The 13,870-nt window shown below is 65.7% G+C and carries 10 protein-coding genes; 1 reads left to right on the forward strand and 9 read right to left on the reverse strand.

What is annotated here, in order from left to right; genetic code table 11:
- Positions 1-71: 71 nt before the first annotated feature.
- The 9 genes from IC605_RS18270 to IC605_RS18310 all read right to left on the reverse strand — a co-directional run bounded on the left by IC605_RS18270 (position 72) and on the right by IC605_RS18310 (position 12,660).
- Positions 72-566 carry a hypothetical protein gene (locus IC605_RS18270; protein WP_216327523.1) on the reverse strand — a complete coding sequence of 165 codons (495 nt, stop codon included), beginning with the start codon at positions 564-566 and terminating at the stop codon, positions 72-74.
- Positions 567-838: 272 nt separating this feature from the next.
- Positions 839-2,464 (reverse strand): right-handed parallel beta-helix repeat-containing protein, encoded by a 1,626-nt coding sequence (locus IC605_RS18275; RefSeq protein WP_216327527.1) that lies wholly within the window; start codon positions 2,462-2,464, stop codon positions 839-841.
- Between the two features lie 668 nt (positions 2,465-3,132).
- Positions 3,133-4,131 (reverse strand): Ig-like domain-containing protein, encoded by a 999-nt coding sequence (locus tag IC605_RS18280; RefSeq protein ID WP_216327530.1) that lies wholly within the window; start codon positions 4,129-4,131, stop codon positions 3,133-3,135.
- A gap of 296 nt (positions 4,132-4,427) precedes the next feature.
- Positions 4,428-5,798, reverse strand: coding sequence for an MBOAT family O-acyltransferase (locus IC605_RS18285; RefSeq protein ID WP_216327533.1), 1,371 nt, complete (start codon positions 5,796-5,798; stop codon positions 4,428-4,430).
- Positions 5,788-6,894 carry a hypothetical protein gene (locus IC605_RS18290; protein WP_216327536.1) on the reverse strand — a complete coding sequence of 369 codons (1,107 nt, stop codon included), beginning with the start codon at positions 6,892-6,894 and terminating at the stop codon, positions 5,788-5,790. The genes IC605_RS18285 and IC605_RS18290 overlap by 11 nt, the downstream gene beginning before the upstream one ends.
- Before the next feature lie 441 nt (positions 6,895-7,335).
- Entirely contained in the window at positions 7,336-8,295 is a 960-nt protein-coding gene (locus IC605_RS18295) for a glycosyltransferase family 2 protein (RefSeq protein WP_216327539.1), read from the reverse strand.
- Between the two features lie 31 nt (positions 8,296-8,326).
- Positions 8,327-9,628 carry a hypothetical protein gene (locus tag IC605_RS18300; RefSeq protein WP_216327541.1) on the reverse strand — a complete coding sequence of 434 codons (1,302 nt, stop codon included), beginning with the start codon at positions 9,626-9,628 and terminating at the stop codon, positions 8,327-8,329.
- The gene (locus IC605_RS18305) at positions 9,609-10,907 is read right to left on the reverse strand and encodes an oligosaccharide flippase family protein (protein WP_216327544.1); all 1,299 of its coding nucleotides are present in this window, start codon (positions 10,905-10,907) and stop codon (positions 9,609-9,611) included. Before IC605_RS18305 ends, IC605_RS18300 begins: the two co-directional genes overlap by 20 nt.
- A 73-nt stretch (positions 10,908-10,980) precedes the next feature.
- Positions 10,981-12,660, reverse strand: coding sequence for a nucleotide-binding protein (locus IC605_RS18310; protein WP_216327546.1), 1,680 nt, complete (start codon positions 12,658-12,660; stop codon positions 10,981-10,983).
- 436 nt (positions 12,661-13,096) lie between these two features.
- Between IC605_RS18310 and rfbF the strand changes: the two genes are divergently transcribed.
- A complete protein-coding gene (gene rfbF / locus IC605_RS18315) occupies positions 13,097-13,867 on the forward strand; it encodes a glucose-1-phosphate cytidylyltransferase (protein WP_216327548.1) in 771 nt (256 codons plus the stop codon).
- Positions 13,868-13,870: the final 3 nt, after the last annotated feature.

The following is a 13,870-nucleotide window of genomic DNA, read 5'->3' on the forward strand; positions in this document are numbered from 1 at the left end:
TCGGCTGAGCAGAGACTTCGAGGGACGACCTCAGACCACCGAAGCCTGGTGCTATCTCGCCAATATTCGCCTCATGCTTCGCCGTCTTGATCCCTGCTGACACCCTTTTCAAACACGCTCTTAGAGAGGGGGTGATCGACGGGGTAATACCTGCGCGACATTTCGAAGGTGGCGTCCAGGTACACGCCGTACGGCGCGCGCCCCGGCCCTGACCCCGGGGCGAATTGCAGATAGGTTTGGAGGATAACGTCGTACTCCCCCCCCATAGAATCGAGGTAGCGCTGCACCACTGCCGTCCTCTGCCGGAAGAGGTGGGGGTTGAAGTGCATGTTGCGGCGCCAATGGGAGAGATTGGGCCGAAACTGTCTGAGCTTGTTGACGAGGTCGGCAGCAGGCGTGAGGGTGGGGGATATCCTCCCCACGACCTGGACCCGCTCGTCGAGCGCGCGGTAGAGGGCCGCGTTGCGTGAGAACTCCTTCTTGTGATCCGTGATGAATTCGAGGTCGAGACCCAGCAGGCGCAACTCCCGCCCCGCCTCAGAGTCGGCCACGCGTTCGTTCAGCATGGGCCGGGACCGGTGAGAAGGGAGATGCAGAGCAACCACGGCTCCTCGGGACGAACGAACTCCTGAATGACAGTGGCCGTCTCGCCCTTGGGTGACAGAGGTCTCATTGCGGAACCTGGAAGAGAACGCATTTGGGCAGACTGTACCGCACGACCGGGAAGGCGGGGAGCGCAGGCCTTCCGTCTCCGGCCCTCCCCACCCGGCGGCAAGGGGCAGCCGGACTCAGATGGGTTCGCCCCGCCTCGCGAATTGCCTGGGGAAGCCGCGGCCCTTCAGCACTCGCCCGAGCGGCAGCCGTTGACCTGCCCCACGACGTGTTGCGTCACGCCCACCCCAAAGGAATTGCCGTTCACCGTCGTGCCGGGGTTGTCGTTGTCCGCGTACACACCGGACCCTGAGTTGTGCGCGAAGCGGTTATTCTCGACACGGGTGCGGGCCACACTGCGGTTGAGCAGCACGCCGATGGCGGGGCCGTCGAAAGTGTTGTTCGCTACCGTAACCCCGTTGGCGGACACGATCAAGCCGCTGCGTGACCAAACGTCATTGCCCTGCACCGTATTGCCGCGAAAGACGGTGCCCTCCGCCTCCAGCCGCACCCCGCGGCGGGTGTCGAGAACCTCATTGCCCTCGATCAGGATATCGCGCGCGGGCTGGCCGTTCTCAAAAATATTCACCCGGATGCCGTCCTCCTCGAAAAACGCACCCGGGCGGTAGGTGCTCTCGATGCGGTTGCCCGTGATCCGGCCACCCTGCACCGAGTGGAACAGGATGTACGAACTCCCGTCGGGCGCCCAGGGATGACGGTTGCGGATGGTGTTGTTCTCGACAACCGCGTCTGCCACAGATTTGGTATGACCCGGCCGGGGCATGACCTTGATGCCGTCCTTGCCGAAGACGTCAATGGTATTGCCCCGGTAGGTCGTGTGATCGATGCCCTCCGTCTTCGTGGCCGTGTTGGAGAGATTGCGCAAGACATTGCCCTCCGCCAAGAAGGTGTCGCCGCCGTGGCCGAAGATGCCGATCCCGGGGGAATACCGGAATTTTGCCGGGTCGCCGAGACCCGTGACCGTGTTTTTCAGCACCTTGACGTTGTTGCTGAGGGTCGTTTGGATGCCCACCGCGTAGGCCTCATTGACGGTGTTGCGCTCGATGGTGACGTTGCTGCTGTCCTCCACGTAGATACCGACGGAGTGGGTGCGTTGGACATTCAGGTCGTGCAAATGGACGCCCTGGCTCCTCCCGACCTGGAGGCCGTCCACCCGGCTGGCGAGCGGGTCGATGTCGTAGTTGGGTTTGCCGACGAAGGTGAGGTTACGGACCGTCAAGCCGTTCGCGTTTGTGAGCGTGAGCAGGCCGAGGTCGCCGGTGGGAGAAAAATCGCCGCTCGCCCGCAACGTGGCATTCGAACCGTAAACGACCTGGTTTTTCAACCCGTCGAGTTGAACCGGACGGCGCAAAAGGTAGGTGCCGGGCGGGAAATAGATGTCTTTGCCACCCGCGTTGCCGATGCGCGCGAGAACCGCCGAGTCGTCGGTCACGCCGTCCCCCTTGGCCCCAAATGTCTTCACGTTCAGGGTGTTCTCGGCGGAGGGGGACGGGGGAGTCGCGGCTACAACCGGGTTGAGGTCGAGGCGGTCCACGACGACGTTGCGGTCCTTATCCCGCGCCCCCCCGTAAGCGTCGTTCACGAACACGATCTCGAGGCGTTGGCCGGGACGCAAGTCGACCTGCGCGAGGAGCTGCGTTGTATAAGCGTCACCCTGTACGGCGGCGGCGGCCACTCGGCGCCCGTCGAGGCGCAGTTCCACGCTGGGCCAGCCCTGGTACGCCTCCCCGCGTGCGCGAAGCTGCACGGTATAGGGCCCCGGGATCAGGGCCTCGGGAAGAAGGTACCGCACCCCTCCTCCGTTCGCGGCGAGCATTACGGCCCGCCCCTCGCTCGCGGGACCGTCGGGGAAGACCCAGGCAAGTGCATCCCCCGGCTGTGAGGAAAGCGGCCGGTCGTCTTGGCCCTGCCCCTTCTCAGCCTCAAGTTGCCAGCCCGCCGGGTCGGGGGCGGGCTGGGCAGCCAGCGCAAACAAGGCGCTTCCCGCCACGACACTTCCGAGCAGAAGCTGGAGGGAGCGGGACGGAACCGAACGATGGGGAGGGGGACGACGTTTTTTGGGGTGCAACATAGCGTTGGAAACCTCCGGAGTTGGATGCGGCACACAGGGCGCCGTGTGCGGGCGAAACCGACAAGCACCAGATACAACAGCACTCCTGAGAAGTTTTATACGTTTCAACATGAAGAGAAAGTGGTCCGCGTGTGCAACCATCGCTTAGCCGCGCACTTTGCCCGGGGGACCTGGCCGCGAGAGGACTGGCCCGCGCTTGGCGCTGACCCTCGCCGACCTCACCGAGAGGGCTCACCCCAACGCTGTGGGGACGCCAAGCTCGCCAACGTCCGGGACAAGGCGCTGCCACCCATAGCTGGCTGTAGACCGGAAACCCTGGGTCTCCAATCATCAAGCCGCCTCTCCAACCAGCAGAGGCGGCTTTGAATTTGTAACTTGGGGGCTCCAGATTAGGGATTGAACAGCTCTGTGCTGTACCGCACGTCGAATTGTCCACTTAGGGCAGTCGTAACGGGAGCCGCGACGTCCAGGCTCATTGCATGTACACCAATGTAATAGTTCTGACCAGTGGATAGAGTACTCGTTTGTATAGTCGCCGTAGATATTCCTACATCCTTGTTGACGTCCTCACCCTTCGAGACACGCACAGTTGGGGGGTAGGAGAACACCTCTGCACGATAGCTCCCATTCGGAACCACGTCATCCCAGGTCGAGGTCACGGACGTGCTGTTGTACGCCGTCACTTTTATACTGGTGGGGGCCTGAGAAGAGTTACTCAACGAGGTTATCTTGGCATTCGCCGCCCACTCCTCGCCGTCGACATTGAATTTAACAGTGTAGTCCCCTGTCACAGCCGCAATCGCCCCGGTTTTGGTCCAACCAAGTTGGAACCAGTGGCGCCCGGAGCCGTCCTCATAAGGAAAGTACGTCGACTTATATGGCTGGAACGATACGGGCTGACCGCCGTTCCAGTCCGTAGGCCCAGTGACGGTAAAGCTGAGTGTCTGGTTCACGGGGTCCTTCCCCGTTTTCGTACGGTAGCGAAAGAACATAGCGGTGTCCGAACCTCCATCCCGGATTCCCGCGAAAGCCTCCAGGCCATAGGTTCTGAGAGTAGTGGTCCTGTTTCCCGCCACCCCATCTACCGTCGCGCTGATGGTGGTCTCACCAAAATGCTTTGCGGTCACGACACCGTTGACATCAATGGTTGCCACGTTCTCATTGCTGGATTTCCAGACCACAGTCTTGCTCGTCAGGGCGGTACCGTCTGAACCCCTGGCGATAGCCGTGAACCGGGTGGTCGTCGCGGTGTCGTTTAACTTCACGTTGAGGTCGCTCGGGGCTGTGACCTCAACGGTCGCCACCGCCGAGGGCGTCCGGGTGCCGTTACACGCGGCCAACAGAAGAGAAACGCTCGTGAGGAGGGCAAGGGCACGATATCTTTTCACAGTCAACCTTCTTTCGCGGAACACGCTCGGGGAAGCGGGAACATTGTGCACCGCTAAACGTTGGGGGGTGAGGAGGGCCTCTTCCAGGGACGTGATGGCACGCGAAGAGAGTCGTGGAGACCACCCTCCTCGTTTTCAATCCTCCTTCACGTTCCCGGAGTGTAAGTCGGGGCCGAAATGAGCGACGGTAACTCAGCCCTGGTGGGTAAATCCTCGCGGGGCAGCGTTCCTCCCGCTTGGTTTGCAAAGAGCAGCCTCCCCGCTAGGACGCATCGGGACGGGGAGGAGAGGGAGGCTCAGAACTGGTAGTACAGGAAGGTACTGTTCGCGCCGTTCATGAAGAGGTAGGCGAGGAACAGGCCGAGGGCATATACCGGGGCCCAACGCACGGTCTTCGGGAACCGGATGTCCCAGGTCTCGGGCAGGGTGTTCACGGCCACGAAACACAGCACGCACATCACCATCAGGGTCTGGGGGATGTCGCCGGTACCGGTGCCCACGCCTACCATCTTGCCGAGCCAGTCGAGGGCCATCGGGAGGCTTTCGGAGCGGAAAAACACCCAGCCGACGATGACGAGGAGGAAGGTGGACCAGCGGTAGAGCAGGGGCGGCCAGCGCGTCAGCCAGGGCTGGAGCGCACGGTCGATGACAAGCAGCACGCCGTGATACGCCCCCCAGATCACGAAGGTCCAGTTCGCGCCGTGCCACAGCCCCCCGAGCAGCATCACGATGATGAGGTTGATGTTCGTGCGGGTGGGGCCCTTGCGGTTGCCGCCCAGGCTGATGTAGAGGTAGTCGCGCAGCCACGAACTCAGGCTGATGTGCCAGCGCCGCCAGAAGTCGCCGATGCCGAGCGCTTTATAGGGCGCGTTGAAGTTTTGCGGAATGCGAATGCCGAAGAGGTAGCCCAGCCCCACCGCCATGTCCGAGTATCCGCTGAAGTCGAAGTAGAGCTGGAAGGTGTATCCCAGCGCCGCCATCCACGCCCCCAGCATGGAGAGGTTTTCGTGGTTGGCGAGCATGGGATCGACCATCCGCGCGATGGTGTCGGCAATCACCACCTTCTTGATCAGGCCGACGGCGAAGAAGCCGACGCCGAGCGCCATCTGGTCGGTCTGGGGCGGCTTGTCGATACGCTCCAGGTCGGCCTCGATCTGCCGAAAGCGCACGATAGGTCCGGCAACGAGTTGCGAGAAGAGGCTGACGTAAGTCAGGTACTCGAAGATGTTGCTTGTGGCGCGCACCCGGCCCGCCGCCACGTCCACCACGTAGGAGATCGTGTGGAAGGTGTAGAAGCTGATGCCGATGGGCAAGATGATGTTCAGCAGGGGCGGCGCGAAGGCGGGCGCGACCGCGTGCAGGCTCTCGGCGAAGAAGTTGTAATACTTGAAAAAGCCCAGCAGCGCGAGGTCAACGCAGATCGTGCCGATCATCCAGGCGCGCTTGGTCTTCTGGTCCTGGGCCCGCTGGATCATCAGGCCCGAGCCGAAGCTCACCAGGCTGGAAAACAGCATCAGGAAGCAAAAACGCCAGTCCCAGTATCCGTAGAAGATGTAGCCGCTGACCGTGAGCAGGATATAGCGGGCTTGCTTTTCCCGCAGCAGCCAGAAGAGCGCGAAGACAACAGGCAAGAAGGCGAAGAGGAAGATGTCGGAGTTAAAGACCATTGGGGTTCCCCTTGACGGTCAACGGCCCGCTTGCAGAGGAGGGGGAACGGTCAGACCTGGGCGCATCCCCTTTACCCTCACTCAGCAGGCGGCGGCTCAGCAGTTCCGCACCCCGGTTATCGATGTGGGCGCAGTCGTACCAGTCCTGCGCGTTGCTGCCGAACCGTTCGGGCGAGGCGTAGTCGCGTACCGTGACGCCTGTGCGGCGGCCGAGGCTCGCCAGGGCGGCGCGGGTTTGCCCAAGCAACTGCGTGTACCGAGTCTGATTGGCGAGCAGTTCGGTGGTAGCCGGGTGCAGTGGCGAGATCCAGATTTCTACCTGCCCGCCGTCGGCTTGCACCTCGCGCACCAGCGTCTCCAGGTAGCCCCAGCGCTGGGGGGACAGGGACTGCATCCCCCCGTAGATGTTGAGGTAACTCGGCAAGCACGCACTGACCTCCTGGGTTAGGTCGAAGGTTCCGGCAGCCCGCTGCCGTTCACGGCCCGGGTAGTGGAGGTAGCCGTTGGCCGTAAACTGCATGAAGGGCACTTTTTGCTCGGAACGTGCCCGCGCCGCCACCACCTTGAAGGTGTCTCTCAGGTACTCGACGGTGAACATGTCCTTGAAGCGGCTGACATTAGCCTCCACACCCACGAGTGCGGCCCCCCCCTGCTCGGCACTCAGCATCCGGCGCAGGTCGGGATTGTGGCGGAAGTTGGTGAAGAGTGCGTTGTCGTTGTGCAGCGCCTCCACGTCCAGGCCCAGCATCACTCGGCGGATAGGTGCCCCTTGCGCCTTCGCCCAGCGGTAGATCGCCAGATAGTCCTCGGCCTTGGCCGCGTCCACCGTGAAGTTGAAAAAGCGCAGCCCGGTCCGCTCGCTGAACACCGCCGGATCGAGCTTCATGCTGCGGCTGGAGCCGAGGATCAGGCCCTGGACCGGCGCTTGTTCCTCGAAGGCGCGAAAGAGGTCCATCTTCTGGCGGCGGGCGTCAAGCGTAACCGTCGGAAAGCGGCCTCCCCCGAACTGGCCTCGCGGGTCCACGTACCACAACAGCCCCCCCAGCAGGACCGCGAAAGCGATGACCCAACCGAGCACCACCTTCAGGAAGTGCATGGATAGTCCTCCTGTCTCCGGGGCGCGGACCACCCCGTACGGTGGACGTGGGAAGAACCTAAGGTCTGTCTGTGTCGGCCATGCTGCGACTTCATGTTCACCTCGGGTGATGCCGTGATCCCCCGGACCGCCCGACCGCACACCGGGCCCCAGGAATGGGCGGGGCAGGCTTGGGGGGTGAAGGTTCGGGGGGGTCGGGTCGCTTCGCTGAAAACGCCGCACCCACGGCTTCGTCAGTATCGATTTCCTATCGCCTGAGCCACGGTTGCTCAAGCTGTGGGGGGTACTGGGACCTATCCACGTCCGCGTTTTCCTGTTCCAGAAAAGCAAAGACGTGTGGGCACCCGTTCTTGCCGGGTGCTCACGTCGCCCGTGTCCTCACTCTGGCTGGGAGCTTTCTTCGCGATGCTTCCAGAAAATTCTGTCCTCGTCTCCCAGACCTCAGCCCCCCGGGACCCGGGGGGAGCCTTGCCGTGCGGTGGGGCCGCGGTCGCCGGGCGTGGTGGAGGCCACCGTTTTGACGTCGGGCCGCTGAAAACCCTCCAGAGCGCCTCGGGCCACGGCGCGCGCGCGCCCCCACTGGCCGCGCAGCACTCGCTTGGCGAGGTGGAAACCCGGGCCAGCGAGCAGCGGCACGAGGGGCAAGGGGGCGTGCTTGCGGAAAAAGCGCACGGCGCTGCGGGTAAAGTTCAGCTCGAAGGTCTCGCTCTTGGTCGACCGGGTATTGCCCTCCCCCATGCTCGCGCTGCCCACATGCCACACCCGCGAGCTGTCCGCCACCGCGAGTTTCCAATCTGCCGCCCGCAGCCGGAAGCTGAAGTCGGCATCCTCCCAGTACATGAAAAAGCGTTCGTCGAACAGACCGATTTCCTCCAGGGCGGCGCGGCGTACCAGCCAGCTCGTGCCGCCTAGAAAGTGGAGCCGCTCACGGGATACCGGCCCAAAGTACATGTCGGCATCCCCCCGCCACAACCGCACGAAGCCGCCGCCCCAGGCCTGCACCCGCTCGGGCACACGCATGTCGTACAGCACCGAGGCGACGGCTCCCGTGCGTGGCTCGGCCTCCAGAGTGGTCACGAGTTCGCTCAGGGCGAAGAAATCTACCACGGTGTCGTTGTTCAGAAACCAGACGTACTCGGCGCCGTGCTCCAGGGCCCGTCGGGCGCCGACGTTGTTTGCGGCCGTGAAACCCACGTTCCGCGCGATCTCTACGAATTCGATGTCGGGCCAGCGCTCCCGCAACTGGGCCAGCGAGTCGTCAGTGGACCCGTTTTCTACCACCAGGACCCGGAAAGAGGGATACTTGAGATCACGCAGTGAAGTCAGGCACGCATCCGTAAAGCGCCAGCCATTGTAGTTGATGAGAACGATGGTCACGGCGGGATGAGAGGGGTTGCTCATGAGGCTCCTTTCTGGAGCGGGTGTGGGCGGTTCATGCCGGTTGAAGCTCACGGTGCTCAGAGGAGACACGTTGGAATCGGTAGGCGCGGGCATTGAGATACGCTGCACACAGGCCCAGCATGAAATTCCAGTCGGGGGAGGTGAACACGATGGTGTAGCTGCCCACGAGGGCGATAAACAGGGTCGTGAAGGCGAAGGGCAGCACCCAGCGCCCACGGGCCCACACGGCGCGCGCGAGCGGCTGCACGATGCCGAAGATCACCAGGAGCCCCAGCCCGACGTAACCGAAAGTCCACAGAATCGAGTGATACGAGTAGTGGAGGTCGTTGGTGGTGCCGGTGCGCAGGTCGAGGTTGCTCGGAATCAGGGTGTTCGTACCCACGCCCAGCACGCGTTCCTGGTCGTCGTTGACCAGGGTGAAGGCAAGGTCCGCCTGCCGCTCGCGCCAGTCAATGTTGGTGCGGTCGAGGCTGAGACGGTCCGAGCGCTCCAGACCCGAGAGGGCGGGGCCCAGCGACGCGCCGAGTGACGAGAAGGACAGCACCACGGCGAGGGCGCTCAGCGCCATGAGGCCGCCAAGCGTCACCCGGGCGACGCGCAGGTGCGCGGCAGGCCGTTGTACGAGCCGCACGAGGACATACAGCAGGGTCAGCGCCACGGCGAAGATGATGGTGCCGCGCGAGAACGTCACGAGCAGGGCAGTGAGGAAAAGCCCCGCCTTGAACAGCTCCGGCCACAGCCGCCTCGCCCGGCCGGCCAGCATGTTCTCGACCGACATCAGCAGCCCGAGAAACATCAGGGCCATCCCCGGGTAGAACACCCGGGCGAGGCCCGACACCCGCTCGTAGATGCCGAAGTCATCGGCAAAGGAGGGTCCTCCCCCGCCCGCTGCCCCGGGATGCAGCCCCGGCAGGGCGAAGGCGAGCAGGGCCCGCACGGCGCCGACGAGAGCCAGCAGCATGATGACGCGTTCCACCTGATCGTCGTCGTGACGGCGGACCCACCACCACACGAAGGGCACCAGGAGAAAGCCCGCGAACTTGTACAGGTAGACGAAGGCGCCTGTGGTCGGTGCGCCCGTGGCCCAGAAAGAGGCGAAGTGCGCGTATGGCAGCAGCCCCAGCAGCACCAGCCCGAAGAGCGGAACGCGGCGGGTGCGCAAGACCGTGAAGGTCAACAGCCCCAGGGTCAGTCCCAGGAGGCCCATCAGGGCGAGGTTGCCCAGCGTCTCATTGAGTCGCTCGGCGAACCCGAAGACCGACAGGGTGCCCAGGTACAGGCTGAACAGGGCCGCGTGCAGCCAGAAATCCACTTTACGGCGCGACAGATGCACGTTCGACCTCCACGTTCTCGGGCTTCAGGCGGGTGCGCAGGGTGTGGCGGCACACCAGGGTCAGGCCCGCCAGCACCACGACCTCGCCCAGGACGACCGCCGCCGCCGTGCCCAGCAGTCCGTACGTCGGGGCCAGCAACACGATTAGGAAGGCCCCCAGCACCGTTCCGCCGATGACGGCCGTGTTAAAGAGGCGGTCGAGCCCCAGCGGCAACAGCCACAGGATGCCCAGCGACAGGTTGAGCCCGACCATCAGCGGGAGCAGCGCGAGAATGCGCAGCACGGGAACCGAGGGAGCGAACTCGGGGCCCAGCAGCACCCTCACCCACAGGGGGGCCCCCAGCGCGACCGCCAGACACAGGACCAGCCCGGCTCCGCCCACCAGGCGGACACTCACGGGCAGGAGGGCGCGGGCCTCCGCCACGCTGCCGTGCGCGATCCGGCTGAAGCGGGGGTAAAGCGCGCGGGTGAGCGGTTGCAGCAGACCCTGGGCCGCACGGGCGATCCGGTCGGCGCCGTTGTAGTACCCCAGCAATCTGGGCTCGACGAACAGCCCCAGCAAGAAGGCGCTCCCCGTGGTGGACAACACCGCCGCCCCCGAGAACAAGAACATGCTCCAGCCCATCCGCAAGGCGGCGAACGCACGGCTCAAAGAAGGGCGCAGCAGCGGCACCTCGCGGTGCGCGAGGATGAGGGCGAGGACGCCCGACACCACCGCCGCCGTCCCCTGCAAGATGGGGACCCACCACGCGTCTTGCGGCCCTCGCACGAAGACGAACAGCCCCGCCGTGGCGATCACCTTGGCGATCACGTCGAGGGTGGACGCCACTCCCGCGCGCTCCAGGCCCACGAAGTACCACATCAGGTTCGAGGCCTGGGCGAGGGCCGCAAAGACGCTCGCCCACAGGAGCTCGGGGTGGGCCCGCAGGGACGGCACAGTCACCGAGGCGAGCAGGGCGAGGGCGAGGGCCGGCAGCACCAGCAACAGCTTGGCGCTCATCACCCCCGACAGCAGGTCCGCGAGCCGGGCGGAGTCGCCGCGTGCCCGCGCCACCTCACGGTTCGCGGAGAGGTCGAAGCCGTACTGAAGCAGCAACCCCAGCAGCCCACCGAACGCCTGCGCAAACACCAGCAGCCCCAGCGCGGTCGGGCCGAGCATGCGGGCCAGGAAGGGCGTGGTGAGGAGCGGCAGCACGTACGTCGCCGCCTGGACCCCGAACAGGGCCGCGAGGTTCCCCAGGAAGCTGCGGCGGTCTGCCCCCGCCCCACGCTCTTCCATGAGCCCTACACCCCCGCGCCGGAAAGGGCGCGCGGTGAGGGGGCGGGCGAAGCGGCCCTGGTTGAGCGGTCGCTCACAAGACCCTCGACTCGGGCTTGGGGGCGGCGGCCGGGGTGGAGCGGCGGGCGTACCCGTAGCCGTAGCGGGCCACTTGACCGCGCGGGTTGACCTTGTTGAGCGCCACACCCAGCACGTTCGCGTTCACCAGCAGCAGGGCGTCGAGCACCCGCTGCACGCTGGCGACCGACGCGCGGCCCGCCTCCAGCACGAGCAGCACGCCCGCCGCGTGGGGCGCGAGCACCAGGGGGTCCGCCACGGCGAGCGCGGGCGGGCCGTCCACCACGATCAGGTCGTACCCGGCACCCCACTGGCTCATGGCCTCGCGGAAAGCCTCCGCCGGGAGGTGGGCCTGGGTCTGGGCAGGCACGCCGGGCGCGGGGGCGAGCAGGTGCAGGTTGTCCCGCAGGCGGCGAGCCTGGGCGGTCACGGGCCGCGTCAGGGCTCCTTGCAAGTCGCGGCTCTCCTCGCCGGGGAAGGGCACGGCGCCGGGCAGGTCCACCCACTCGGCCGTCTGGGCGCCCGCCTGCCAGATGCTCGCCTGGGTGGGACGGCGCAGGTCCGCGTCGATCAAGAGCACCCGGTCACCGCTCGCCGCGCGGGCGTCGGCGATGGCGGCGCTGATGTTCGACTTGCCGTCCCCGCTGAAGAGCGAGGTCACGAGCAACACGGGCGGCTTGCGGTCGCCCCGGGGCAAGACGCTCTTGATTCCGGCGGCCAGAAAGGCCACGCTGTCAGACCAGCGGCCCTGCCGCAGCGCCACGAGGAGCGACTGGCCGCGGCGCAGCATCCGCACGCGCGGCACCTCGCCCAGCAGGCGCAGGTTGAGAAACTTGAGATCGGCGTCGGAGGCCACCATCCGGTTGACCGACGACCACACGACGAGCAGGGCGCTCAGCAGCAGCAGGACAAAAGCCCCGACGAGCACGGCGTTGCGCAGCGGCTTGGGCGCGACCGGCTGGAGGGGCACGGCGGCGGGGGCGACGATGCTCAGCGAGCCCACGACCGTCTCACGCAGGGCGGTGAGCTGATTCAGGGAGTCGAGGCGGTTGGCCCGCTGCGCCAGCAGCGTTTGTTGCAGGCTGGTCGGCGTGCCCACCACCGGCCCCGCCGCCGCCAGACGGCGTTCGACGTCGGCCAGCCGGGTGCGCAGCCCGGTGATGGCGGCGTTGACCTTCACGAGGCCGCGCTCGGTGTCCCAGTCCACCAGCGCGTCGGCGGCGAGATTCGCCAGCCGCGCGGCCACCACCGGATCACGGTGTGCCGCGCTGAGGGTGTAGGTGCCGTTGCCGTAGATGTCCGGCTGACCCGTCACGTCGAAGACCCGCCCCCGGCCGCTGGCGATGTCCTGGGCGAGGCGGTCGGCGAGCACGATGCGCTGGGCCCGGGTCAGCTCGGGGACCTCCGCCAGGCGGCGGCGCACCACGCCGAGCACGTTCTCGCTTTGCAGCGCTCCCTCGATGGCCCCGGAGGGAAGGGGCGGGGGGCTGACGGTCGTGGGGCCCAGCGCCGGGTTGTTGCTCTGCCCGCCCGAGGAGAGGATCAGGGTCTTGGCCTCGTAGATCGGCGTCTGGCGGCTGGAGAGCAGGTAGGTGACCACCCCGGCGGCCAGGGAGAGCAGGAGCACCAGCCACGCGAAGCGCTTCAGGGCGCGCAGCGGGCGCGAGAGGTCAAGATCGTCATTCATCGGGGGCATGGGGGTCGGTCCTCCTGGGCGGCGGGGGTGGGGGCTGGGGCGGGCGGGAAGGGGAGCGCGGTGGGGTCACGAGCCTCGGAAGCGGGGTAGAGCGGCGGGAGGAGGCGGGTTGGTCCGGCCAAGGCGGAGCCTGCTGGCAAGACCCCCTGTTCTCCGACCTCTCGACATGAAGACTCCTTCCCCCGGTGGGGTGTGCCCCATCATGCTCAGGCCCGCCAAGTGATCAGCCGTTGCTCAGAAACAGGGTGCGGCAAGATGCGGCCATGAGAGATGGGTGACCGGCACCCGCACGCCTTTGCCGGAGACTGGCACCTCCAGCCCGACTGTGCGTCAGCCGCTGTCACAGCCCCCTCACATTCTGCCGCCACGACGAGACTTCAAAGGAGAGCCTGTTCATGACCCACACCAGACCCGCCCGCCTGTCCGGGGGCCCCTCGTGAAAGCCGTCATCCTTGCCGGGGGCCTGGGCACCCGCATCAGCGAAGAGAGCACCGTCCGCCCCAAGCCGATGGTCGAGATCGGGGGTCGCCCGGTGCTGTGGCACATCATGAAAATCTACTCCGCCCACGGGGTCAATGACTTCATCATCCTGTGCGGCTACAAACAGCACATGATCAAGGAGTACTTCGCCAACTACTTCCTGCACATGTCCGACGTGACCTTCGACATGCGCACCCAAAACGCCACCTACCTGTGCAACCAGGCCGAGCCCTGGCGAGTCACCCTGGTCGACACCGGCGAGGACACCCTCACGGGCGGGCGCCTCAAGCGGGTGCGCCACTACCTCGGCGACGAGCCCTTCTGCTTCACCTACGGCGACGGCGTGGGCGACGTGGACATCGCCAAGACCATCGAGTTCCACCGCGGCCACGGCAAACTCGCCACCATGACGGTGATGCAGCCCCCGGGGCGCTTCGGGGCCGTGAACATCGAGGACGGCGGGGCCGTGACCGCCTTCCACGAGAAGCCCGACGGCGACGGCGGCTGGATCAACGGCGGATTCTTCGTGCTGGAGCCCTCGGTGATCGATTACATCGACGGCGACCAGACCACCTGGGAGGCCGAGCCGCTCAAGGGCCTCGCGCACGACGGACAGCTCGCCGCCTACCGCCACCCCGGCTTCTGGCAGCCGATGGACACCCTGCGCGACAAGCACTACCTCGAAGACCTCTGGAAGGCGGGCAAGGCCCCCTGGAAGACGTGGTGAGAG

Source organism: Deinococcus aestuarii (genome assembly GCF_018863415.1).
In the GTDB taxonomy this organism is placed as follows: Bacteria; Deinococcota; Deinococci; order Deinococcales; family Deinococcaceae; genus Deinococcus; species Deinococcus aestuarii.

Coding starts and splice junctions, on each gene's coding strand:
- IC605_RS18290 (WP_216327536.1), bottom strand. CDS start 6,894: ATGCACTTCCTGAAGGTGGTGCTCGGTTGGGTCATCGCTTTCGCGGTC.
- IC605_RS18295 (WP_216327539.1), bottom strand. CDS start 8,295: ATGAGCAACCCCTCTCATCCCGCCGTGACCATCGTTCTCATCAACTAC.
- IC605_RS18270 (WP_216327523.1), bottom strand. CDS start 566: ATGCTGAACGAACGCGTGGCCGACTCTGAGGCGGGGCGGGAGTTGCGC.
- IC605_RS18305 (WP_216327544.1), bottom strand. CDS start 10,907: ATGGAAGAGCGTGGGGCGGGGGCAGACCGCCGCAGCTTCCTGGGGAAC.
- IC605_RS18285 (WP_216327533.1), bottom strand. CDS start 5,798: ATGGTCTTTAACTCCGACATCTTCCTCTTCGCCTTCTTGCCTGTTGTC.
- IC605_RS18310 (WP_216327546.1), bottom strand. CDS start 12,660: ATGCCCCCGATGAATGACGATCTTGACCTCTCGCGCCCGCTGCGCGCC.